We start from the raw sequence: 23,596 nt of genomic DNA, 5'->3' as shown, positions 1-23,596 counted from the left end.
TTCATGTCCACGCTCACCACGCGTGGCGCTGGCGTTCGCTCGCGCGAACGCGCAACGCCGCGCGCGCTGCGGCATGCCGGGCGCCTCGCGCTCGCCATGCTGCCGCGCGTCTTGCCGCTGCCTCTCGTTGCACCCGTCGTCTTTCATGCAGCCCATGCTGCCGAGGCGCAAGCCGCCGATGCCGCCTCGGCCACCACGCTGCCCACCGTCACGGTCAGCGCCTCCGCTGGCAGCGCCGCGGCGCCCGCCGTCGATCCCAACCTGCCCGCGACGGTGAAAACCGTCACGCCCGCGCAATTCGCGAACTGGAACGTCGTCAACACGGAGGACGTGCTCAAGTACCTGCCCAATCTCGCCGTACGCAAGCGCTACGTGGGCGATCTGAACTCGATCATCGCCGTGCGCGGCACGAGCAATACGCAAAGCGCGCGCGGTCTCGTCTATGCCGACGGCCTGCTGCTCTCGAACCTGCTCGGCAACAGTTACAGTTTTCCGCCACGCTGGTCGATGGTGTTCCCCGACCAGATCCAGCAAGTGGATGTGATCTACGGGCCGTATTCCGCGCTCTATCCCGGCAACTCGCTCGGCGCCACTGTGCTCATCACCACGCGCATGCCGAAGGCGTTCGAAGCGACCGCGGACGTGAAGGCGTTCACCCAGCATTTCAGCCTCTTCGGCGTAAACCAGAACTTCAACGGCAGCGAGATGAGCGCTTCGATCGGCGACCGCATCGGCAAGTTCTCGTATCTGCTTGGCGTGAACCACCTGGAGAACACGAGCCAGCCGCTGCAGTTCGCCACGCTTGCGCAGTCGACGAAACCCGCGCAGCCGGGCGACGTGCCCGTGCGTGGCGCCTACTTCTACAACAACCAGACCAACACGCCCACGGTCGTGCTCGGCGTGAACGGCGAAGGCATGCAGCACACGGTGCAGGACCAGTTCAAGCTGCGCATGCAGTACGACTTCACGCCCACCGTGCAAGGCGGCGTGACGCTCGGCTACTGGCATCAGACCTATAACAACGCCACCTCGACCTTCCTTTACGATGCGAACGGCAACCCCGTGTACAGCGGCAAGGTATCGATCAATGGCTACGAGTACACCATTCCCGCCGCCGCGTTCGCGCCGAGCCGGGGCTGGAGCGAAAACTGGCTCTACGGTGCCACACTGCGCACGCATCAGGCCACCGGCTGGAATGCGGAAGCCGTTGCTTCGTACTACGACGTAAGCAACAGCGTGGGGCGCACGGCGAATGCCGGGGGACCCGGCAACGGCCCCGGCGTCATGACGCTCGGCGACGGCACCGGCTGGAAGACGCTCGACCTCAAGACGACGTGGACGCCGGCCACACCCGACGCCGGACTCGCCGCCCACTGGCTCACCTTCGGCTATCACTACGACGATTACGCGCTCGACAACCGCACGTACAACACGCTCGCGTGGCGCGACGGCGGTGCGAACAGTTTCGCCAACGCCTTCGCGGGCAAGACCGAAATGCAGGCGCTCTATGCACAGGACGCCTGGCGCTTCCTGCCACGCTGGAAGCTCGTGTACGGCGTGCGCTACGAGAATTGGCGCGCCTTCGACGGCTATCAGGCGCTCGGCAGTGTGAACGTGCCTTATGCGAACGTGGGCGACCATCACTTCTCGCCGAAAGCTTCGCTCTCGTTCGACGTGACCGACGACCTCACGCTGCGTGCATCGATTGCGCGCGCCTACCGCTTCCCGACTGTGAGCGAGTTGTTCCAGGGGCAGGTGAACGGCTCGTCCATCGTCAACAACAATCCGAACCTGCGCCCCGAGGACGATCTCTCGAAGGAACTGAGCGCCGAATGGGCGCACTGGAACGGCCTGTTCCGCCTGACGCTCTTTCAGGACGACGTAAAGAACACGATCTTTAGCCAGACCGATACGACGGTCATTCCGAACGTCACGAACTTCCAGAACATTGGCAAGGTGCGCTCGCGCGGCGTGGAAACGAGCTATCAGGGAGAAGACGTCATCGTGCGCGGGCTCGATCTCGCGGCGAGCGTGGCGTATACGCAGTCGAAGATCCTGGAGAACGCGCAGAATCCGGCGAGCGTCGGCAAGTACTTCTATCGCATTCCGCTGTGGCGCGCGAATCTCGTCGCGACCTACCGGTTCGACGCGCGCTCCGCGCTCACACTCGCCGCGCGCTACTCGGGGCGCCAGTACAACACGCTCACGAATACGGACACGAACCCGAACGTATTCGGCGGCACGAGCACCTACACGGTCGCCGACGTGAAGTACACCTTCCGGCCGACGAAGAAGAGCGAGATAGGCGTGGGCATCGACAACCTGTTCGACGCGCGCTACTTCGTCTATCACCCGTATCCCGGCCGTACCTACTACCTCGAAGCGAAGCTCGGCATTTGAGCGGCTCGTTTTCGTTTGAATCATCCATGCATTCGAGCCGTGCCGGCTCGACAGGGAGTCCCCGATGTCCACGATATCCGACCCGGTCAGCGCACCGCCTGCCCACGCGGCGCAGTCCGGCTACCGCACGCTGTGGCGCTGGCATTTTTACGCCGGCCTCTTCGTCATGCCCTTGCTGCTCGTGCTCGCCATTACGGGCACGATCTACTGTTTCCAGCCGCAGATCGAACCGCTGCTTTACCCGCATCGGCTGGTGGTCGCGCCGGCGGCGACACCGCGCCTGCCCGTGGATACACTGCTGGCCCGCGCGCGAGCCGCGCTGCCGCCCGACGCGCGGGCGCTGCGCGCGCACGTCGAGTCGAATCCCGCGCGCAGTGCCGAATTCGTTTTCGCGCTGCCTGGGGGGACCAAAGAGAGCGTCTACGTGAATCCATACGATGGCGCGGTGCTGGGCACGCTCGACGTCGATCGCCGCTTCATGCAGGTCGACCGCATGCTGCATCGCAAGCTCTTGCTCGGCAAGCCCGGCGAGCTGCTGATGGAACTGGCCGCCTGCTGGACGCTGGTGATGATCGCCACCGGCATTGCGCTCTGGTGGCCGCGCCCGGGTGCGTCGTGGCGCGCCGCGCTGCTGCCTCGCTTCGCCGCGCGCGGGCGGCCGTTCTGGAAGAGCGTGCACGCGAGCGTCGGCATCTGGCTCGCCGTGGGCGCGCTCGCGTTCGTGTTGAGCGGCTTGCCGTGGACCGGCTCGTGGGGCAAGCAGTTCAAGGCGCTCGCCACGCGCGCGAGCCTCGGCGCGCCGCGCGGCGCGTGGGGCGGCGGTCTCGCGCTGAAGTCGGCCTTGCCGGGTGCGCCGGCAGCAGCTAGCGGCGCAGCGGCGAATCCTCCCGCAAGCCACGCCGATCGACAAGAACACAGCGGAGAGCACGCGGGGCACGACATGGCGTCGATGCCAGGCATGGTGATGGACGACATGCCGCTGCCGCTCGTGCCCTGGGCCGTCGGCGCGGTTCCCGTGCCGCACTCGCCCGACGCGTCCGGCGCATCGCAACACTGGACGCTCGCCCAGGTCGTCGCCCAGATGCGCGATCTCGGCGTGCGCGACGGTTACGACATCGTGCTGCCCGCCACGCCCGATGGCGTCTACACGGTCTCGTACTTTCCGCCCGATCCGAAAGCGGAACGCACCGTGTATATCGACCAATACAGCGGCGCCGTGCTCAAGGACATTCGCTATGACGATTACGGCGCAGTTTCGCAGGCCATTTCATATGGCACGTCGCTGCACATGGGCCGCTACTTTGGCCTCGCCAACCAGTTGATCTGCGCGGCGATTTCGCTGGGCCTCGGCGCGCTCGCGGTGACGGGCTTCGTGATGTGGTGGCTACGCCGCCCCGCCCGCGCGAAGGGCGCATCGATGTTGGCGGCGCCCTCACGCGAGCGCGCCGCGCCCCCGCTGCGCGCCTGGAAGACCGGTCTCGTGCTGCTCGGCATCGTGTTTCCGCTGATGGGCGCGACGCTCGTGGCGGTCTGGCTGTTCGACCGTGCAGCCTTCCGACGCGCCTAGAAGCTGCCGTCGTGCCGGCGTCGGCGGCAGCGGCGGCCCTGCGGTAATCTGCGGACACAAATACGTCTGAACCTGGCTGCGCCAAATGGTTTCAAACGTAGATATGCGGAGATTATCGTGTTGCGGCGAATTTCAGCGCTCGGCGCGGCCGCGGTGCTTGCGGGCTGCGCGGTCGCGCCCTATCCTGGTTACCCCGGGTACTACGGTTATGACTACGGCTACCCGTACGACTCGGGCTATCCGTACGCCTACGGTTACGACTACTACCCCGGCTATTTCGGCGGCGGCTATGGCGGCATCGCAATTTGGGGCGGTGGCGGCGGATGCTGCTATCACCACGGCTGGCACGGCGGTGGCCATGGCGGCGGCTGGCACGGTGGCGGTGGACACGGCGGCGGCTGGCATGGAGGCGGTGGCGGCACGTGGCAAGGCGGCGGCGGTGGCAGGGGGGCCGGCGGCGGCCACGGCCACTAACCCGTCACAGCGCGACCACAGCGGGACCACTCTGTTGAAGCGGTCCGTATACCGTGCGTGTCAGCGCGGCGCGCGCTTATACGCGCCCGTTCACCGGAATCAGCGCTCCCGTAATCGCCTGCGCGTCCTCGCTCAGGAAGAACGCGATCACCGTAGCGATCTCGCGCGGCTGTACCCAGCGCGTGAAATCGGCGTCCGGCATGTCGGCGCGGTTTTGCGGCGTGTCGATGATGCTCGGCAAGATCGCGTTCACCGTCACACCCTTGTCCTCCAGCTCTTCCGCGAGCGCTTCCGTCAAACGCGCCACGCCCGCCTTCGACGCCGAATACGCGCCCATGCCGAGCCCCGCCTTGAGTCCCGCGCCTGCGCCGATGTTGACCACACGCCCCGCGCCGCTCTTCACGAGATGAGGCAGCGCGGCCTTCGAGGCATTGAGCGCCGTCTTCACGTTCAAATCGAACATCAAATCCCACGTGCGCGCGTCGCCGTCGCCGATAGTCTCCCACCGGAACGCGCCCGCCACGTTGACGAGCGCGTCGAGCCCGCCGAGTCTCTCCTGCAATGCGCCGAAGGCAGTCTGGGCCGCCTTCGCGTCGACGAGATCGACGCCGCCCATGCGCAGCGCGTTCGCGAGCGCGGCGGGCAGCGCCGCCGCTTCGGGGGCCGCGCCGCGGCCGATCAGCGCCACGCGGGCGCCGCGTTCGGCCAGCAATTGCGCCGTCGCCAGACCCAGGCTGCCGAAGCCGCCCGTCACCGCGACCACTTTGCCGTTCAAACCATTTTCCATGCTCTTATTCCTTTGCTAACCTGAATTCGATGCGGCCCGCGATCGATGCGGGCGCCGCTGGCGCCACGTTACGCGAGCCGCGGCCTTCCATCAACCGGCGCGCGGGCGTCCGCGTGAAACCTCCGCGCGTACCGTGGCGAGCGCGTGCTGCTTGCGCAGGTTCTCCGTGGTGTCGCCGCCGCCGTCCGCGCGCCAGCCCGGCGGCAGGAAAACATAGCGCACGGCGGTCCAGATGTCCTTCGCCATCACGACGTCGCGTGCGAGCGTCTCCCAGTGTTCCAGTTCGACGACGAACGGATTGCGCGAGCGCACGGGCGTCACGAGCCCGTAGCGGCAAGGCTCTTCGGCACGTTCCGGCACGTAGGTACCGAACAGGCGGTCGAAAATGATCAGGACTCCGCCATAGTTGGCATCGAGATAGTCGACGTTCGAAGCGTGGTGCACGCGGTGGTTGGACGGCGTGTTGAACACGTACTCGAGCCAGCCGAGTTTCGGAATCCACGTGTTGTGCAGCCAGAACTGATAGAGCAGATTGAGCGAGAGGATGGCGAGCACGACTTCGGGCCGCACGCCGAGCCACACGAGCGGCCCGAAGAACATGGCCGGGCCGGTCAGCTTGCCGGTCCATCCCAGCCGGTAGGCAGACGAAAGCGTCAACTGGTTCGGCGAATGGTGCACGGCATGCGTGGCCCAGAAGAAGCGGATGCGGTGCGAAGCGCGGTGATACCAGTAATAGCAGAACTCCTGACCGATGAAGACCAGCAGCACGAGCGCAACCGTGTCGATATTCAGTGTGAAGAGCCGATGCTCCCACGCGAAATCCAGGATCGGCGCGGCGAGAGAAAGCGGCAGGAACGCGAGGAGCTTGCGGCCCGCGAGGTCGGCGAGCGAAAGCCCAACCTCAGACCAATCGAATGCGGCCTCTCCCGCCGCTTCGCGGCGCTTCCTGAACGTGAGCACGCACGCCTCGATCAGCGAGACGGCAACGACGAACAGCGTGACATAGAACGCGAGTTTTCCTGTAGTGAGCATGATGGATCGTGTGCATTGAGCGCGTCTTGCGCGGTGAAGAAAGACGCGTGTTGCACGCAGGAGTCGCGGCGTTGCGTCGGATGAAGGGCACTGTAGTGGCGCGCAGCGGCAAAAACCACGCGCAAAGTATGTCGGGATATGTCACGCGCCACGCGCGCGAAACACCTCGATACGCCCGCCGCGCCGCGTGCGCGGGGAGGGCGCGTCAGCGGCCCCGCGACGTGTAACACCGTGACATGGTTTACGACGCGACTTGCGCCTGGCCCAGCCCTATAGTTCGTTCCGCTGACACGCCGCAGCGTGCCTCCCGAAACGAACCGCAAGGACCTCTGATGAAAACGCTCCCCCTCGTCGTCGCCGCGCTCATCGGCTTCGCCAGCGCCCCCGCTTTCGCCGGCTGGTCCGGCCACGGCACGGCATACACGCCGCACGGCACGTACAACGGCGCGCACTACGGTTCCTGCAGCGGCGGCACCTGCTCGCATGCGGGCGGCGTGGCCGGTCCCTGGGGCGGCGTCGCCACCAACAGCGGCTCCGTCACCCGCACCGCACCGGGCCAGTTCAGCAACAGCGGCACGGCCTACGGTCCGAACGGCCGCTCGGTCCAGCATTCGGGCGATACGAGCTGCGCGGGCGGCACCTGCTCGCACACCGGCTCGCTCAACGGCTCGGATGGCCGCAGCGCGAGCACCTCGGGCAGCGTGACGCGCACGGCGCCGGGCCAGTATTCGTCGACGGGCACGGTCACGACGGGCAACGGCAACACCTACGGGCACTCGGCATCCACGAGCTGCGCGGGCAACACGTGCAATCGCTCGGGCACCGTCACCGGCACGCAGGGCGGCACCGTCTACCACTCGGGCAGCGCCACGGGCGTCGGAACCGGCGTGGTGACCACGGGCGGCGGCACGACCGTTGTCCATGGCGGCACCGTGACCACCGGCACGGTAACGACCTCGGGCACGACGGTCGCCGTCGTCGGCGCCCCGGTCCCCGTGCCCGCGCCGGTCGTCGTCACGCCGCCGCCGCCCAGCACCACGGTGTATGTCGCCCCGCCGCCGCCCGCCCCCAAGACGGTCGTCGTCGCGCCCGCACCTGCACCGCAGACGGTTTATGTCGCGACTCCTGCACCGAAGACCGTCTATGTCGCGCCTCCCGCACCGAAGGTCGTCTACGTGGCGCCGCCGGCACCCAAGGTCGTCTATGTGGGCCAGCCGCTGCCGCGCGCCGTGTACATCGCCCCGCGCCCCGCCGTGTGGATTCCCGGCCACTGGGTCGGCCGCGTGTGGGTCCCTGCTCACTGGGCCTGAACCATCACCGGCGGCTGCGGATTCGCATGACCCGCAGCCGCCCGCCTCATTCGCTTGATCAACCGGCCGGCGAGCTTCGTCGGCCACCTCACGGAGAACACCATGAAGAAGATGATCGCTGCCCTCGTTTTGTGTATCGTTTCAGCAGCGGTTTGCGTGCCGGCATCGGCTCAGGCCTTGCCGGACGGCTCAGGCGACAGCGCGCGCGTCGAACGCATGATGGCGCAGCTGCAAGGGCGTTTCGCCGCCGCGAACACGACGCACGACGGCAAGCTCACGCGCGAGCAGGCGCAGGCGGGTATGCCGAAGGTCGCGCAGCACTTCGACGAAATCGACACGCAAAAGGCCGGCTTCGTCACCCTCGCGCAGATCGAGGACTTCATGCGAGCGCGCGCAGCAGCCCGATGAACGCCGGAGGCGTCACATGGAGCAGGCAAACAGGATCATCGTGCTCGACGACGAAGCCGAACTGCGCAACATGCTGCAGCGCTTTCTCACGAGCCAGGGTTTCGAGGTACGCGCCGTCGCCGACGGCAAGCGCCTCGACCGCCTGCTCCAGCGTGAGCCCTACGACCTGCTGGTGCTCGATCTCATGATGGAGCCCGAAGACGGCCTCACCGTATGCCGACGCCTGCGCGCCGAAGGCCAGACGCTGCCGATCCTCATGCTCACCGCGAAAGGCGATGCCGCCGACAAGGTGATCGGCCTCGAAACCGGCGCCGACGACTATCTCGCCAAGCCGTTTCTCCCAGACGAACTGGTCGCGCGCATTCGCGCCCTGTTGCGTCGCCAGAAGATGGCCTCGGGCGAGCCCACGGTCACCTCGCAAATGCTGCGCTTCGGCGACTTTCAGTTCGACGTTGGCAAACAAACGCTCTACCGCGACGGCACGCCCATCGAAGTCCACTCGGCGCAGATGCTGCTGCTTCACGCGCTCGGCTCGTCGCCGAATCGCGCTGTGAGCCGCGAGAACCTGCTCGCCCGCGCGCGCGGACGCGACCACAGCGCGCTCGACCGCAGCGTGGACGTGCAGATCCTGCGCCTGCGCCAGATCGTCGAGGACGATCCCGCCAAGCCGCGCTTCATCAAGACCGTCTGGGGCATCGGCTACATGCTGGTGGCCGGCGTCGAATCGTAATGCGCTTGCGGCTGCCGCGCTCGCTGCTCTCGCGCAACATCGCGCTGCTGGTGGCGCTCGTCGCGCTCTCGCAGATCTGCTCGCTCGTCGTCCTGCTGCATTTCGTGCAGCGCCCACGCATCGAACGCGCCTCGATCATCTTCGCCGATTACGTCAAGCTGCTCGACACCACGCTCGCGTCCATGCCACCCGACGAAGGGCGCGCGGCGGCCGCGCGGTTCGATGCGCGCCGTGCGGCGCCGCCACAAGCGTCGAGCGAGGCGCAGCCGAGTCTCGTCGACTTTTTCCGCACCTGGCAGCGCGACGTGTTCGTCGAAGCGCTGCAAAGCCATCTGCCGCCCGAGTTGCTGGTGCGCTGGGACGCGAGTCACGACGAGACCGCACCCGCCGAGGCTGGCGAAGCCGCGCAGGAGCGCCTGTGGATCCGCCTTCACGCAGCGGGCGAACCGGTCTGGATCGCCCTGCCGGTGACCGCCGACGCGCGAGCGAGCGGCATCACTACGGCGTTGATCCTCTCAGCCGCGCTCGCGCTGCTCGCCGCGCTCACCGGCTACCTGTTGCAGCGCCACATCAACCGCCCGCTGCGCAAACTCGCGCGCGCGGCGCGGCGCGTGAGCGCAGGCGAAACGCCGCCGCCACTGCCGACCAACGGCCCGACCGAAATCGCCCAGGTGAGCCGCGCCTTCAACCAGATGACCGAAGCGCTGAAGCAGGCTGAGGCCACGCGCGCGCTGATGCTGGCCGGCGTCTCGCACGACATCCGCACGCCACTCACGAAACTGCGCCTTGCGATTGCGATGGCGCTGCCGCGCGGCAGCAACGACGCGCTCGTGGCCTCGTCCGAGAGCTATCTGGACCAGATCGACACGATCCTCCAGCAGTTCATGGACTACGCAGGCAGCGGCGAGCGCGAAGCGCCGCAACCAGGCGACCTCAACGCGCTCGCAGGCCAACTCGTTGCCGACTTCGCGGGGCTCGGGCATGAATTCGATTTCGACGAGGGTGAATTGCCGGTTTTCGCGTTCCGGCCCATCGCGGTTATGCGTCTGCTGATGAATCTCATGCAGAACGCCGTGAACTATGGCCGCACAGGTCTGACGATTCGCACGTGGCGCGACGACGACACCGCCTGCGTGATCGTTGCCGACCGTGGCAACGGCATCCGCGCCGAGGAACTGGAGCGCCTCAAATCGCCCTTCAGCCGCGGCGCGAACGCCCGTACGCATTCGGGCGGATCGGGGCTCGGGCTTGCCATTGTCGAGCGCATCGCGCGGCTGCACGGCGGCTCGCTCACCTTCCGCGACCGCGAAGGCGGCGGCCTCGAAGCCGTAGTGCGCATGCCGCTGAACCGTCCCTCGTCGAGTCGGAACGGCGCGCCGCCGGCCGCGCGCCCATGACATGACTCGACATAATTTGCGCGTGGATTTCGTGCGCCCTTCCCCCCATACTTGCGCCTGAGCCTGAGCAACGGAGCAGAACAAACCGAAGCCCAGACGCCGAAGCACCCCGGTCGATAGTTCGCCATCCTGAATAAATTGCGAGTATCGGCAGAAACGAGACACTCTTTCAGGTAAAAGGACATCGACATGCAAACGATCATCAACTTCCTCGTCAACAAGGCCAAGCGCATCGCGGGCACCACGTTCCTCGCCGGCGCGCTGTTCGCGAGCGGCTGCGCGTCGGCCGCGCCGGTCGTGCAGACGAACGGCCCGCTCCCGCAACTGCACGCCGACGTCGTCTACGTCTATACGTTCGACGCCGCCGCCGACCAGGTGAAGCTCGACAGCACCGGCATGCTGCACAAGCTCAAGACGATGACGAGCGGCGAGTCGTCGGCGCAGCAGCAACAGCAGGCCGCGCTGCAAACGCGCGAGCATCTCGCCGATCAGCTCGTGAGCGAACTTCAGAAAATGGGCCTGCCCGCCGTGCGCATGGACGGTCCCGCACCCGCTGGCCGCAACGCGTTGATCGTGGAAGGCCGCATCGACACGATGGACGCGGGCAGCAGCCGCCGCCGCATGCTGATTGGTCTCGGCGCGGGCAAGAGCGAAGTGGGCGCGACGATCGCGGTGCTGTTCCGGCCCGCCAACGGCGGCGAACCGCAACCGCTCCTGAGCTTCCAGACGAAGTCGGATAGCGGCCATATGCCTGGCATGGCCGAGACGGCGGGCGTGGGCGCGGCGGCTGGCCATGTGGCGACGGCCGCGGTGGTGGGCGGCGGTCTGCACGGCGCCTCGGAGGCGAAGCGCGACACGCTCTCGTCGGATGCCGGCAAGCTGGCCCGCTCGATTGCGAAGGTAATCACGCAAATCAGCACGCAGAACGGCTGGATGGCAACGACGACGAAGAGCTGATACGGAGGAAGCGCGCTGCGCAGCGCGAGGGTACGTGCCCTTTACGGCGACGGTTCGATACCGCCGCCGTCTTTTTGTTTAATGCGCCTGCGGTTCGCGCTGCGCCTGCGGCTCACGATGTCGCGCGAACTTCGATGTATGGCCGATGCCGGGATTGAAGCAGTTGCATGGATCGAGCGTTTCGTAAAACGACTTCAGCGCAGGCTTCGCATCGTAGAGACGGCCGACGTTGTGCTCAGCGGGCTATTCGGCGCCGCGCGCGTCCAACCTCGACGGCAGGACGCGCGCGCAACCGGTGTACGTCAAGACGGCGCCGGCCGAACAATCAGCCTAGCCCCATGCGTGTCTCGTCGACGAACTTCTCCGTGGCGTCGTCGATCTTGCGGCCCTTGCGGCCGGAGGGGCCATGAATGTAGACGGTCTTCATATCGACCTGCGGCGCGCCGCTCATGCCGGGCGGCGGCGTCATCTCGTAGTGGACTTCGCGCGCGTGGTCGGCCATTTGCAGGCGCGGATCGAACACCGAGTTGAAACGCCACAGCATGCGCACGAAATTGGTCTGGCCGTGCAATAGCAGATGCGTGGCCTGCCCCGCCGCGCCGCGCAGCGCGGTCCAGCCCATGTGCTTGCGATTGAGCACCTGCTGCGTGCGCACGAGTTCCGCGTAGAACTCGGGCAGCGGAAGTTTCGTCGGCACGACGGCGTGCTGGATGTCATAAAGGCGATAGTCGAGGCTCGTGAGGCGCCGCGCCTCGCGCTGCCAGTTCTCCGTGCCCGGATATGGCGTATTCACGCTGATATTGACGATCTCGGGAATCTCCAGGCACCACTGGCGGATCGTCTCGAAGCGTTCGCGGTCCCAGTCCGGATCGGCAATCAGGTTGATCGCGACGGTAATCCCCAACGAACGCGCGAATTCGAGCGCCTCGAAATTCTTGTCAAGGCTGATCCGTTTGCGAAACGCCTTGAGCCCCGCCTCGTCGATCGCCTCCAGACCGAGGAACATGTACTTCAGGCCAATGGACTGCCACAGACGGAACACGTCCTTGTTGCGCAGAAGCACGTCGCCACGCGTTTCCAGGTAGTAGCGCTTGTCGATGCCGCGCCGCTTGATCGCCTCGCCGATCGCCATGCCGTGTTCGGCATGCACGAACGCCACGTCATCGACGATGAATACGCCCGGCTCGCGCAACGCCGCCAGTTCGTCCACGACGACTTTGGGGCTGCGCGTGCGGTAGCTGCGTCCGTAGAACGTCCATGCGCTGCAGAACGTGCAGTCCCACGGGCAGCCACGCGCGAACTCGATGGAGGCGCAGGGATCGAGCGTGCCGATGAAATACTTGCGGCGATGGCGTAGCAGGTCGCGCGCGGGCCGCACCGGATCGAGATTCTCGACGAAGCCTGGCGGCGGACCCGATCCGTGGCTCGTGAGGACGCCGGGCACCTCGAGCAGGTCGGCGCGGCGCGACACTGCTTCGAGCAGTTCGTTCACCGAAGCTTCACCCTCGCCGCGCAGCACGCAATCGATCGCGCCTTCGGCATGGCGCAGCAGATCGTGTGCGGTGAACGACACGCTGTGGCCCCCGACGAAGACGAAACACGAGGGAAGCGCGGCCTTCACGGCCTTCGAGAGATCGATGATCTCGGGAATGTTGGCCAGATAGTTGCCCGAGAAGCAGAGCGCCTCGGGCTGCCAGTCACGCACCATGCGCATGAGGTCACGGTGTGTCTCGACCTGCAGATCGAGCAGGCGCACGTCATGGCCCGCCTCGCGCGCCGTACCGGCTACGGATTCCAGACCCAGCGGCTCGAGCCGCAGGAACACGCGCGTGTACATCAGTCCGCTCGGGTGGACAGCAAGCAATTTCATGAAGCCTCCTTGCGAAGGGCCGCCGCTTCGCGAGAGTCTACGCGCGTTGGCGGATCGCTGCCCCGCAGCGTGTTTCGCGCAGGAACGCCAGTCAGAAACTGCCGAACAGCGAACCGAGCACGATCACGACGGCGAGCGCGATGAGCGCGCCGACGATGCTCACCACCACGAGGTCGCGGTAGCTTTCGCGATGCGTCGAGCCGCACACGGCCAGCAGCGTGACGACGGCGCCGTTGTGCGGCAGGCTGTCGAGCGTGCCCGACGACATCACGGCGACGCGGTGCAGCAAAGCGGGATCGATGCCATGCTGGGCAGCGAGCTCCATGTAGGTGCCACCGAGCGCGTCGAGCGCGATGGTCAAGCCGCCCGAGGCCGAGCCCGTGAGCCCGGCGAGCAGGTTCGTGGCCACGGCGAGCGAGACGAGCGGGCCGCCGCCGATGCCGAGCACCCAGTCGCGCACGGCCTCGAACGCGGGCAATGCGGCAATCACGGCGCCGTAGCCCACGAGGCTGCCCACGCTCAGCACCGGCAACACCGACGCGTTGGCGCCCGCATCGACGCTCTCGCGTAGCGCGCCGAGCCGCCCGCGATTGAGCGCCACCAGCACGATGATGCCGAGCGCGAGCGCGACCGAGACACCCCACACGCCCGCCACCGCCGAAAGCGTGGTCGAACCCCAGCGCGGTTCGGCGAGATACGAGGCGTCGATGCGCGGGAACGCCACGACGTTCATCACGAAGTTCATCGCCACGACGACCACGAGCGGCGCGAGCGCAACGAAGGGCGACGGCGGCCCCGCATGGTCCGGTACAGCCGCGCCGCCGATCTCGGCGGGATCGAAGGCTTGGGCGAGACTCGCGCGCTCGCGCACGAGCGAGGACTTGCCGCGCTCTTCGTCATCGGCGCCGCCGTTATCGGGCTCGACAAAGCCCTCGCCGTTGCGCCGCGCCGCCGCCGCCGCGCGCCCGAGCCACCAGAGGCCGAAGCCCGCCATCACGAGGCTCGCGATCACGCCAAGGCCCGGCGCCGCGAACGGCGTCGTGCCGAAGAACGGCATCGGAATGGCGTTTTGCAGCGCGGGCGTGCCGGGCAGCGCCGACATCGTGAAGGTCGCCGTGCCGAGCATGATCGCAGCGGGCATCAGGCGGCGCGGGATATCGGCGGAGCGAAACAGCGCCTGCGCCATGGGGGCGAGCACGAAGAACGCGACGAACAGGCTCACGCCGCCATAGGTGACGAGCGCGCCGCCCAGCACCACGGCCACGAGTGCGTGACGCGTTCCTAACCTGTCGATCATGAGGCGCGCCACGGCGTCCACCGAGCCGCTGTCTTCCATCAGCTTGCCGAACAGCGAGCCGAGCAGGAAGAGCGGAAAGAACTGGGCGAGAAAACGGCCCGTGCTCGACATGAATGTTTGCGTCCAATGCGCGAGCACCGGCTCGCCGGAAATGAGCGCGGCCAGCATGGCGCACAGTGGCGCGAGCAGCAGCACGCTCCAGCCGCGATACGCGAGCCAGATCAGCAGCGCGAGACTCGCGAGCATGCCCCCGAGGCCGATAACGAGCGTGCCCGCGCTCATTGCAGCACCCCTTCGAGCAGCGCTTCGAACTTGAACGTGGATGCCTCGCCGAGCTGCGCACCGTGCTGCGCCAGGAATTCATCGGCGGTGTGGCGGCCTTCGTCGCGCAGCATCGTGATGAACGACCACTCGGCGTTGAGCTTCGACGACGCGCCCAGCGTGACGAGCTTCGCGCTATGCACGCGATGCAGGCGCATATGCGCCCAGCGGCGGCCCTCCTCGCTGCCTGCGTCGGCGACCTTGTGCAGCAGCGCCATCATGCGCAGCTCCTTGATTAGCGGCGAGTTGAATGCGATCTCGTTCACGCGGTTGATGATGTCGCGCGCCGAGCGCGGCGTGCCCGCGCGCTCCACGGGGTTCACCTGCACGAGGATCGTGTCGATTGAATCGGTCTCGCGAATCAGCGGCGTAATCGTCGGATTGCCCGCGTAACCGCCGTCCCAGTAGGCCTCACCGTCTATCTCGACGGCCTGAAAGAGCGTGGGCAGACAGGCCGAGGCGAGCAGCGCGTCGGGCGTGACATCGGCATTGCGGAACACGCGCGCCTGCCCGTTGGAAACGCGCGTGGCCGTGACGAAGAGCTTGATGCGCGAGCGGCGCAACGCGTCGAAGTCGATGGTGTCGGCGAGGATCGTGCGCAACGGGTTCACGCGCCCCGGATTCAGGTCGTACGGAGAGACGACACGCGCCATCATGTCGAGCGCGACGAACACGGGTGAATGATCGAGCGTCCAGCGCCCGAGCAGGATGTCGACGGGGCCGCGCCGGAACGGGCTGAAGCGCGCGGCGTCGGCCACGCGGCGCCAAAAGCGTTCGAGCGCCTCGCGCGCGCCGGCCGCGCCGCCCAACGCATGGCCGCTCGCGAGCACGGCGGCGTTCATCGCGCCCGCCGAGGTGCCCGAAATGCCTTCGATCTGCAGCCACGACTCTTCGAGCAGGCGGTCCAGCACACCCCATGTGTATGCGCCATGGGAGCCGCCGCCTTGCAGTGCGAGATCGACGAGCAAGGGCTCGGTGCGGGTCGTGCGGGTTGACGTCTCGGCTTCGGCAGGCATTGCGGCTCCGTTCCAGACAGACCACGGGCGAGATTACAGGAAAAGCGCAAATGGCCGCACGAGAATGACGCAGCGCGCAATCTGGCTCGAACGCGCTGGAGTCGCGCTGCGATCAGCGCGCGGCGGGCCGGTCGCAGCGGCGCACCAGGGCGTTTGGTAGACTGGATCTCCCGCCACGCCTTCCTGCCTTGCCGTGTCGAATGCCCATCCGCTTCGCGGGCCGGATTCGCTATCGGGCCCGCTTCCCGCGCTGCTCGCTGAAATCCGCGCCTGCCATGCCTGCGCCGACGCGCTGCCGCTCGGGCCGCGCCCTGTGCTGCAGGCAAGCGATACGGCAAGCCTGCTGATCGTCGGCCAGGCGCCGGGCGCGAAGGTCCACGCCTCGGGCGTGCCGTGGGACGACGCGAGCGGTAAACGGCTGCGCGCGTGGCTCGGCATCGACAGCGAAACGTTCTACGACGCCGCCCAGGTCGCGCTCGTGCCGATGGGCTTTTGTTACCCCGGCCGCGGCGGCGGCGGAGACAACCCGCCGCGCCCGGAATGCGCCCCACTGTGGCACGCGCGGCTCATCGAGCAGTTGCGCGGCGTGCGCCTGACCCTGCTCGTCGGCCAGTATGCCCAGCGCTATTTTCTCGGCAGCGAGCGCCGCGGCTCGCTCACCGAGACGGTGGCGGCCTGGCGCGACTATGCACCCAATTTCGTGCCGCTGCCGCATCCGTCGCCACGCAATCAGGCGTGGTTCAAGCGCCATCCGTGGTTCGAACTCGACGTCCTGCCCGCGCTGCAGGCACGCGTAAAAGCATTGCTGGCACCCGACGGCCGCCACGCGCACACCACTAAAAAGGAGCCGACGATGACGAAACCGGCAATCGATATCCAGCGCGTCTACGAACCGCTGCCCGAGCAGGGACACCACTGCTATCTGGTGGATCGGCTGTGGCCGCGCGGCCTGAGCAAGGAAAAGCTCGCGAACGTGGAGTGGCTCAAGGAGGTGGCGCCGAGCACCGAACTGCGCCAATGGTTCCACAAGGACCCGGAGCAGTGGACCGAATTCAGGAAGCGCTATCTGGCCGAGCTGAACGCCAATCCGGACGCCTGGCGGCCGCTCGCCGAAGCGGCCGGGAACGGGCACATCACCCTGCTCTATGGCTCCCACGATACGGAGCGCAATCACGCAATCGTGCTGCGCGACTATCTGGCGAAGCACGTGAAGCACAAATGACCGGACGGGGCTCGCGCCCCGCCCGTTTCACGCTCAGAAGAGATACATCCCCGCGACGAATACGACGCCCGAGAACAGCAGCGTGGTCACGCAGTAACCCATGATGTCACGCACGCCGAGGCCGGCGATCGCGAGCGCGGGCAGCGCCCAGAACGGCTGCGCCATGTTGGTCCATGCCTCGCCGTAAGCGATCGCCATCGCCGACTTGCCGAGGTCCGCGCCCAGCGCCTGCGCCGCCGGCATCACGAACGGCCCCTGCACGACCCAGTGGCCGCCGCCCGAAGGCACCGCGAAGTTGATCACCGCCGAGCTGAGAAACACGAGCAGCGGAAACGTGTGCACGTTCGCGATATCGACGAACCACTTCGTGATGACGCCCGCGAGACCCGAGTGGTCCATGAGCGCCTGAATGCCCGCGTAGAACGGGAACTGGATCATGATCCCCGAGGCGCCCTTCGCGGCGCCGGCCACGGCGCGCGCGTAGGCCATCGGCGTTTTGTGCAGCACGAGGCCCGCCGCGAGAAACACGAGGTTCACGGTGTCGATGTCGAGCGCGAAGCCCTTCGTGTGAAAGCGGAAGCCGAGGAACACGAAGCACAGTGCCGCCACCAGCAGCGCGAGCGCGCGGCTTTCCTCGATGCGCTCGGCGAAGGTCGCATCCGGGCCGAGCTTGCGCTCGACGCTCGGCGGATCTTCGAGCAGCGCGGGGTCGACCGAGACGACATCCTCGGGCTTCGGCATCATGAGACGCACGAGAATCGGCAGCAGCACGATCAGTCCGAGCGTGATGAACGCGTTATAGCCCGTGAAGATGGTCTGCGAGACCGGAATCAGGCCGACGGCCTTTTCCATGGGATTGCCCTTCGTGGCCGCGACGAGCGGCACCGAGCCGGAAAGGCCGCCGTGCCACGTGAGAAAGCCCATGTACGCGGCGGCGACGAGCAGCCGGTAGTCCGCGCCGCGCACTCGCCGGGCCACTTCGCGCGAGAACATCGCGCCGAGCACGAGGCCGAAGCCCCAGTTGATCGCGCAGGCAATCGCGCCCACGAATGCCACCAGCATCACGCCCTGGCCCGGCGTGCGCGCGCAACTCGCCAGCGCGACCAGCATGCGCTTGACCGGGCCGGAGCTGGCAAGCGCGTGGCCGGTGACGAGAATCAGGACCATCTGCATCGCGAACGCGAGCAGGTTCCAGAAGCCCGAACCCCACATCAAGACGAGCGCTTCAGGCGGCTGCGGCGTGAGCGCGAACGCCAGCACGAAGGTCACGACGGTGAGGAGAATGGCGAAGATGAGCGGGTCCGGCAGGATCCGATGCACTACGCCGGTAAAGAAGTGGGAAATACGCTGAATCACGGTGGTCTGCTCCTCGTCTGCTGATACGGAATCGGCCGCCTGTTTTCTTCTTTGCGAACCGAGGCCGCGATTTTTGCACAGCGCGGCATACTGCGTGCGCCACGCCGGCAATTGGCCGAATGCGTGCTGAACGCTGCGCCTGACCGGTGCGCGCGCACCCGCACGAAATAAGCCGTTACATGCCTCGGTGCGCCCTAAAAGCCTTATCTGCTACCGTTATGGTTGCTATCTCAATAAATGTCCGGGTGATTCCACCCAGCGGGAGGCAGCAATGCGCAAGCAGTTTCTCGGTGTCGTGCTCGCCACGCTAGCCGGCATATTCGTGGCTACTCCGCCCGCGCACGCCCAGTCGCAGGCATTCACGAATCAGACCGTCAACATCTACGCAGGACCCGCAGCCGACTTTCCTATCGTCGCGCAGATTCCGGGTGGCGTGGCAGTGACGGTATGGGGCTGCGTCGCGGGCTTTAGCTGGTGCGACATCGGTTTTCCGGGCCTGCGAGGCTGGGTCTACGGCACCTTCATCAGCTATCCGTGGCAAGGACAACGCGTGCCGGTGATGAACTATGGCCCGCGCATCGGTCTGCCTATCGTGACGTTCTCGCTCGGCGCGTACTGGGGCATGCACTACCGCGACCGGCCGTGGTACTCCAATCAATCGCGCTGGGCGCGCCATCCAGGACCACGACCTCTGCCGCCGCCGCCCGTGCGGCCGCGTCCGCCCGTCGGTCGTCCGCCGGGCGGCACACGGCCGCCCAACCAGGGCGGCGGGAATCGGCCGCCCAACAACAACGCGGGACAGGGAAACCGGCCACCCGGCGCGGGCCCCGGCAATAACAACGCGCGGCCGCCCGGACAAGGGCACGCGCGGCCGCCGGGACAAGGAAATGCCCGTCCGCCTGGTCAAGGGAATGCCCGTCCGCCCGGCCAGGGCGGCGGCCGGCCTCAGGGGCAAGGCGGTGGGCGGCCGTCCGGCGGCGGGAATAATCGACCGCAGGGAGGTGGCGGTGGTGGCGGGACTGGTGGCGGCGGTGGTGGTGGCGGACCGGGAGGCGGTGGCGGACCTGGCGGCGGTGGCGGGCCTGGCGGCGGCGGTGGCCGTCCGCCTCAGGGTAGCTAACGTCGCGACTAGCGGGCAAAAGTCCATGCCGACGCAAGGCGTGCCCGCGCTGGCTACTTCACCATCGCTCAGAACCGGTAGCCGATACCGCCCAGGATCACGTCCGTATCGCGGCTATAGCGCGTGACCACGCGGTTCCAGGTGACGCGCGCCGCCCAGTGCTGCGTCAAGCGATAGGAAGCCGAAACGGAGACAAGCCCCGAGAGAATCCCGTCGCCGGTATCACGCTCGTCGGGATGCTCGCCGTGATGGATCGCCGCGTAGAGGCCAGCGCCGAACCCGAGCGTGAGACGCTCGTCGAAGAACGCGCGCGTGAGCCAGATTTGCGCCGTCGCGCCATCGCGCCGCGCCGAGATGCCATTGCCCTCGTGCAGATATCCCACTGTGGCGTCGAGAAAGGAATTAATGCCGCGCCGGTACTCGATTGCCTCGGCCGCAGATGTCTGCGATTCGAGGCTGTTGAGGATCGTCTCGCCCGCCATCAGCGTGATCTCGTTGTTCGTCACTTTCTGCGTGCGCGGCAGCGCGAAATCGCGCGGCCCTGGCGTGCCGGGCGCGTCGAGCTGATAGCCCACGCCCAGCATGAGCGATGTCGTCGATGGCCCGCGCGACACTTGCACGCGGTTGAGCTGCAGGTTCGCTGTCCAGCGATGCGTGGAGTACCACGTGGCGCGCGCACTGTAGAGCACGCCCCAGCCGTGCGTATCGGACCAGCCCTGACCCTGTGACGCGGCCTCGGTATCGAAATAGCGATACGGCCCGACACCCAGCGCGAATACGAAGCGGCGTTGCGCGAGCGGCAAACGCGCCCACGCCTGGATGGCCTGGCCGTCGCGGTGATGATCCGGAATATGGCCTTCGTTGAGCCAGGCAATGCTGCCGGCAAAATACTGGCCGAAACCCTCCGTGTAATCCATTTGCCACGAATAGGTATGATCGGCGCCGCTTTTGAGCGGCCCTGTGTAGAGCGTGAATTCCTGCGCGCAAACTGACCCCGAAGCCAAGGCGAGCGCGCTGCCGACAACACCGGCTGCGGCTAGCGACGTGATGTTTTTCATTGCGTGCGTTTGGCCTTGCGGTTGGGATGACGTGACTCGCTGCAAGGAAAACGTATGCAACGGAACGCGGAGCATACCGCGACGCGGCATATTTTGTGGAAACCCACTCTTTCAATTAATTACGACATGACGTAGCACAAATTTCTGATATTTATTTTGCCATCCTAATTACATGAATAAAAAAGAAACGCCGCACAAAAAGTGCGGCGTCTTCCTGCATTCAGCTTTGCAAGCGGTGCAATATCAGCGCACGTGATGACAGACGCGCTCAGCGTGATGGTGGACGTGCTCGACGTGACATACCTCGTGGTGATACGGTTGGGCGACAGCAGCGAGCGGCGCGAAAAGCGCGGCGCAGGAAATCAGGGCAAACAGGCGGACAGCGGGCTTGGTAACGGCGTTCATGACTCGGCTCTTGCGTATGAAAACAGCGTGGTGGGAATCAAAAGCCAGCACTGTATCGCAGAGCGTTCCGCGACGCATTACACGGATGTAACGGGCGTAGCGCTCGATGAAACGCTCTTGACACGCCTTGCTACGCAAGAGCGGCTCGCGGCGGCCGCTCAAATAGTGGGCTCGCCACCCTCGTCGTGGGTGAGTCGCCGCAGCAGTTCGCGACCGCGGGTGGTGAGGCGCAGCGTGGGGTCGCCGCCCGCCTCGTCCATTTCGACGAGACGATAGCGCTGCAGCGCAAGGAAATCGGAATCGATCATTTGAATCGGCGCGTCCGCATCACGGATCAGCAGCAGGGTCGCTAGTTCGTGGTGACTGAGCATCAGGTCTCTCCAGTTGTTGGCCGGAGTCGAGGCGCAAGCGCCGATTCCAGCCACATGCCCGAAAAAGCAATCGACCGAAGGGCCGTGGGCTTGAGTCACCCCAGCATAGCGAGTCAATCGTACAGTTTCGCTACAGCCATGTTTCGCTGTGTTACGCGCCGGTGTCTGAAGCAAGAAAGCGGCGCGCAGCTGCACGATATGCAGTCTGCGCGCCGCCCGCTTACAGCCTCTCGCCCTTAGTTGATTTCGAGGCGCTTACTGGCGCTTGCGGCCCGCTTCGGTAGCGTCAGCGTCAGCACGCCATCCTTGTATTGCGCGGCCGCCTTTGCATCGTCGATTTCCGCGGCGAGCGTGAACGCGCGGCTCACGCTGCCCGCATAACGCTCGCGACGCACCACGCGCTCACCTTCCTTCCGTTCGCTGCCGCGCTCGACTTTCGCGGCAATCGAAACGAGATTGCCATCGATTTTCACGTCGATGTCTTTCCGGTCGACGCCGGGCATTTCAGCCTTCACCGTGAAACCAGCCTCGTCTTCCGTCACGTCGATCCGGATACTGGCCGCTTGCCCTTCCGCGCCGCTCGTAGCACGCAACGGCCGGAACAGCCCGTGAAACAGATCGGGCACACCTTCCATCGAAAACGGATCGTAACGCGAGATAGTGCTCATTGATGCCTCCATGGGCAGAACGTTTTTCGTGTCCACACAACGACGGCGTTGCGTCGGATTCCTAAGTTCCCCCATCAACTCGCACAGGCGCATGACACCTCTGCGGCCGACGTCCGGGAATCGCCTGCAACGAAGCGCGCCGCTCGCGCGGCGCGGTCGCTGCCGCTTGCCGTTCCAACATGAAGGCGCCTCGCGCGTTTGCAAGACCCGTTTTTTGCCGCGCGCGAAATTTTTGTGTCGCCGCGCGGCGCGTCATTGCATGTGCATGCCGCCGTTGATCGCGATATCGGCGCCGGTGATGAACGCCGCATCGTCCGAACAGAGGAACGCCACGAGTGCCGCGACCTCGTTCGGTTGCCCGAGACGGCCTACTGGAATCTGCGGGAGGATGCGCGCATCCAGCACATCTTTCGGTACGGCTTCCACCATTTGCGTGGCGAGGTAGCCCGGCGACACGGTGTTCACCGTCACGCCTTTCTTCGCCACTTCCAGTGCGAGCGCCTTCGTGAAGCCATGCATGCCCGCTTTCGCCGCCGAATAGTTGGTCTGCCCGAAAGCGCCGCGCGAGCCGTTGACCGAGCCGATATTGATGATGCGCCCGAAGCCGCGCTCGATCATGCCGGGCAGGAACGGCTTCGTCACGTTGAAGAGCGCGTCGAGATCGGTGCGCAGCACGGAGTCCCAATCGGATTTCGACATCTTCACGAAGCTGCGGTCGCACGTAATGCCCGCATTGTTGATGAGCACGTCCACCTGGCCGAGATCGTCGAGCGCTTGCTGCGCCGCGCGCTCGCAGGCCTCGTAGTCGGCGACGTTCATCTGGTGGCAGCCGAAGTCACGGCCCGCCGCGCGTTCGGCGGCAAGCCAGGCATCGGCGCGCGTGTTCGCCGCCGAGCAAGAGACGGCGACGGTCATGCCCGCATCGTGCAGGCGCCGGCTGATCGCCTCGCCGAGTCCGCCCATGCCGCCCGTGACGAAAGCAACGCGCTTAGTGGCCATGCTGGCCTCCGCCCGCGCTCGCGCCCTGCGCACGGCCTGCGCCCGCCGCCTTGCCCGGATGCACTGCACCATTGGCGGCGCTGCTCATTGCGCGCTCGAAGGCGTTCATCCACTCGCGCATCGGCAGCGCACCCGGCACCTTGGCTGCGCTGGCTTGCGCGCCCGCACAGGCCTCCTGCCACTGCTGCGTGAAGTCGCGCGCACTGTCGGACCACGTGCTCGCGCTCTGCATCGCCGCCGCGACGCCCTCTTGCCAGAGCGTGGTGCTCGCGCCGAGATAGTCGCGCCAGACCGATTGCGTGGCGACCGCGAAATCGGTCCAGTCGCGCGCGGTGCGCAGCGATTCGAGCAGGCCCTCGACCGCCTCGCGGTCGCGCGCGATGCGGCGCTGCTCCAGCTTCAGCAACTGCTCGCGCCATTGCTGCTGCCCGACGAGCAGGCGCAACGCGGCCGACGTGTTGGCACGGTACGTGTCGAATGAGGCGCCCATCGCGTTGCCGGGCGAGGCGGCGTCGAATGAGGGATGGGAAGCGGTTGCCATGGTCAATCTCCTCCTTATGTAGCTTTCGCCCGGCGCGGCCGGATGCGTTTGCTGCCAAAGAGACCGCGGTGGACCGCGACGGGACGCGGGCTGCGGCGAGCGAAATGAAAGCGCTTCACGCGCGACGATGGGGAACGGGATGCTTCGGAGTGCCGTATGTTCGCAAGACGGCCGACTCAAGCCAACATCATAGGCAGGAAGACGGCGTCCCGCGCGACGAATGGGCGATTTGTCGCTTGATCGACGTCACATTTCGAGATACCTGATGCGCAGCGAGTCAACACCAGGCT

General features: G+C 66.3%; 22 protein-coding genes and 2 pseudogenes. 11 read left to right on the top strand and 13 right to left on the bottom strand.

Annotated features, from left to right (window positions below; translation table 11 throughout):
* Window positions 1–3: 3 nt before the first annotated feature.
* The 3 genes from AB3X98_RS34935 (at window position 4) to AB3X98_RS34925 (ending at window position 4,441) form a co-directional block, all read left to right on the top strand.
* A complete protein-coding gene (locus tag AB3X98_RS34935) occupies window positions 4–2,400 on the top strand; it encodes a TonB-dependent receptor (RefSeq protein WP_368606858.1) in 2,397 nt (798 codons plus the stop codon).
* Window positions 2,401–2,464: 64 nt separating this feature from the next.
* Window positions 2,465–3,967, top strand: coding sequence for a PepSY-associated TM helix domain-containing protein (locus AB3X98_RS34930; protein ID WP_368606859.1), 1,503 nt, complete (start codon window positions 2,465–2,467; stop codon window positions 3,965–3,967).
* Between the two features lie 117 nt (window positions 3,968–4,084).
* Window positions 4,085–4,441 (top strand): hypothetical protein, encoded by a 357-nt coding sequence (locus AB3X98_RS34925; protein ID WP_368606860.1) that lies wholly within the window; start codon window positions 4,085–4,087, stop codon window positions 4,439–4,441.
* A 76-nt stretch (window positions 4,442–4,517) separates the two neighbouring features.
* Here AB3X98_RS34925 and AB3X98_RS34920 read toward each other — a convergent pair whose 3' ends face one another.
* Window positions 4,518–5,228 carry an SDR family NAD(P)-dependent oxidoreductase gene (locus tag AB3X98_RS34920; RefSeq protein WP_368606861.1) on the bottom strand — a complete coding sequence of 237 codons (711 nt, stop codon included), beginning with the start codon at window positions 5,226–5,228 and terminating at the stop codon, window positions 4,518–4,520.
* 90 nt (window positions 5,229–5,318) lie between these two features.
* Entirely contained in the window at window positions 5,319–6,260 is a 942-nt protein-coding gene (locus AB3X98_RS34915; protein ID WP_342946087.1) for a sterol desaturase family protein, read from the bottom strand.
* A 332-nt stretch (window positions 6,261–6,592) separates the two neighbouring features.
* Here AB3X98_RS34915 and AB3X98_RS34910 point away from each other — a divergent pair, with 332 nt between their 5' ends.
* From AB3X98_RS34910 to AB3X98_RS34890, 5 genes are all read left to right on the top strand, one after another.
* Complete coding sequence (locus AB3X98_RS34910; RefSeq protein WP_368606862.1) at window positions 6,593–7,570, top strand: hypothetical protein; 978 nt, start codon at window positions 6,593–6,595, stop codon at window positions 7,568–7,570.
* A 102-nt stretch (window positions 7,571–7,672) separates the two neighbouring features.
* Window positions 7,673–7,978 carry a hypothetical protein gene (locus AB3X98_RS34905; RefSeq protein WP_069262388.1) on the top strand — a complete coding sequence of 102 codons (306 nt, stop codon included), beginning with the start codon at window positions 7,673–7,675 and terminating at the stop codon, window positions 7,976–7,978.
* Window positions 7,979–7,994: 16 nt separating this feature from the next.
* Complete coding sequence (locus AB3X98_RS34900) at window positions 7,995–8,708, top strand: response regulator (protein WP_342946085.1); 714 nt, start codon at window positions 7,995–7,997, stop codon at window positions 8,706–8,708.
* Window positions 8,708–10,105, top strand: coding sequence for an ATP-binding protein (locus AB3X98_RS34895; protein WP_368606863.1), 1,398 nt, complete (start codon window positions 8,708–8,710; stop codon window positions 10,103–10,105). Before AB3X98_RS34900 ends, AB3X98_RS34895 begins: the two co-directional genes overlap by 1 nt.
* Before the next feature lie 189 nt (window positions 10,106–10,294).
* Window positions 10,295–11,062: a DUF4410 domain-containing protein gene (locus AB3X98_RS34890; RefSeq protein ID WP_368606864.1), complete on the top strand. Its 768-nt coding sequence runs from the start codon at window positions 10,295–10,297 to the stop codon at window positions 11,060–11,062.
* 78 nt (window positions 11,063–11,140) lie between these two features.
* Here AB3X98_RS34890 and AB3X98_RS34885 read toward each other — a convergent pair.
* From AB3X98_RS34885 to AB3X98_RS34870, 4 genes and pseudogenes are all read right to left on the bottom strand, one after another.
* Window positions 11,141–11,329: pseudogene (locus AB3X98_RS34885) on the bottom strand (hypothetical protein); the annotation flags it as partial.
* Window positions 11,330–11,387: 58 nt separating this feature from the next.
* Entirely contained in the window at window positions 11,388–12,932 is a 1,545-nt protein-coding gene (gene hpnR, locus AB3X98_RS34880; protein ID WP_368606865.1) for a hopanoid C-3 methylase HpnR, read from the bottom strand.
* Window positions 12,933–13,023: 91 nt separating this feature from the next.
* Window positions 13,024–14,511 carry a GntP family permease gene (locus AB3X98_RS34875; protein ID WP_368610381.1) on the bottom strand — a complete coding sequence of 496 codons (1,488 nt, stop codon included), beginning with the start codon at window positions 14,509–14,511 and terminating at the stop codon, window positions 13,024–13,026.
* Window positions 14,508–15,566, bottom strand: a complete 1,059-nt coding sequence (locus AB3X98_RS34870; RefSeq protein WP_368604832.1) for a patatin-like phospholipase family protein — start codon at window positions 15,564–15,566, stop codon at window positions 14,508–14,510. Before AB3X98_RS34870 ends, AB3X98_RS34875 begins: the two co-directional genes overlap by 4 nt.
* A 193-nt stretch (window positions 15,567–15,759) precedes the next feature.
* On the opposite strand from AB3X98_RS34870, the pseudogene AB3X98_RS34865 reads away from it, so the two are divergent.
* Window positions 15,760–16,377, top strand: a pseudogene (locus AB3X98_RS34865) (uracil-DNA glycosylase family protein); the annotation flags it as partial.
* Window positions 16,378–16,419: 42 nt separating this feature from the next.
* Window positions 16,420–16,788, top strand: coding sequence for a DUF488 domain-containing protein (locus tag AB3X98_RS34860; protein WP_368604841.1), 369 nt, complete (start codon window positions 16,420–16,422; stop codon window positions 16,786–16,788).
* A 33-nt stretch (window positions 16,789–16,821) separates the two neighbouring features.
* Here the strand turns inward: AB3X98_RS34860 and AB3X98_RS34855 are convergent, their stop codons facing one another.
* On the bottom strand, window positions 16,822–18,144 hold the full coding sequence (locus AB3X98_RS34855) for a TIGR00366 family protein (RefSeq protein WP_069262390.1): 1,323 nt from the start codon (window positions 18,142–18,144) through the stop codon (window positions 16,822–16,824).
* A 271-nt stretch (window positions 18,145–18,415) separates the two neighbouring features.
* Between AB3X98_RS34855 and AB3X98_RS34850 the strand changes: the two genes are divergently transcribed.
* Window positions 18,416–19,264 carry an SH3 domain-containing protein gene (locus tag AB3X98_RS34850; RefSeq protein ID WP_368604831.1) on the top strand — a complete coding sequence of 283 codons (849 nt, stop codon included), beginning with the start codon at window positions 18,416–18,418 and terminating at the stop codon, window positions 19,262–19,264.
* A 68-nt stretch (window positions 19,265–19,332) separates the two neighbouring features.
* Here AB3X98_RS34850 and AB3X98_RS34845 read toward each other — a convergent pair whose 3' ends face one another.
* The 6 genes from AB3X98_RS34845 to AB3X98_RS34820 form a co-directional block, all read right to left on the bottom strand.
* Window positions 19,333–20,322 (bottom strand): hypothetical protein, encoded by a 990-nt coding sequence (locus AB3X98_RS34845; RefSeq protein WP_342946079.1) that lies wholly within the window; start codon window positions 20,320–20,322, stop codon window positions 19,333–19,335.
* 243 nt (window positions 20,323–20,565) lie between these two features.
* Window positions 20,566–20,727 carry a hypothetical protein gene (locus tag AB3X98_RS34840; protein WP_176732820.1) on the bottom strand — a complete coding sequence of 54 codons (162 nt, stop codon included), beginning with the start codon at window positions 20,725–20,727 and terminating at the stop codon, window positions 20,566–20,568.
* Window positions 20,728–20,885: 158 nt separating this feature from the next.
* Window positions 20,886–21,098, bottom strand: a complete 213-nt coding sequence (locus AB3X98_RS34835) for a hypothetical protein (protein WP_069261954.1) — start codon at window positions 21,096–21,098, stop codon at window positions 20,886–20,888.
* Window positions 21,099–21,334: 236 nt separating this feature from the next.
* Window positions 21,335–21,766 carry an Hsp20/alpha crystallin family protein gene (locus AB3X98_RS34830; protein WP_368604830.1) on the bottom strand — a complete coding sequence of 144 codons (432 nt, stop codon included), beginning with the start codon at window positions 21,764–21,766 and terminating at the stop codon, window positions 21,335–21,337.
* Between the two features lie 252 nt (window positions 21,767–22,018).
* Complete coding sequence (gene phbB, locus AB3X98_RS34825) at window positions 22,019–22,765, bottom strand: acetoacetyl-CoA reductase (protein ID WP_368604829.1); 747 nt, start codon at window positions 22,763–22,765, stop codon at window positions 22,019–22,021.
* On the bottom strand, window positions 22,755–23,306 hold the full coding sequence (locus AB3X98_RS34820; protein ID WP_368604828.1) for a hypothetical protein: 552 nt from the start codon (window positions 23,304–23,306) through the stop codon (window positions 22,755–22,757). The genes phbB and AB3X98_RS34820 overlap by 11 nt, the downstream gene beginning before the upstream one ends.
* Between the last annotated feature and the right edge of the window lie 290 nt (window positions 23,307–23,596).

Origin of the sequence: Paraburkholderia sp. BR14312 (assembly GCF_040948675.1) — a bacterium.
In the GTDB taxonomy this organism is placed as follows: Bacteria; Pseudomonadota; Gammaproteobacteria; order Burkholderiales; family Burkholderiaceae; genus Paraburkholderia; species Paraburkholderia nodosa_A.
Note: the sequence above shows the minus strand (reverse complement) of the source record. Positions and strands in the feature narration are given on the sequence as shown.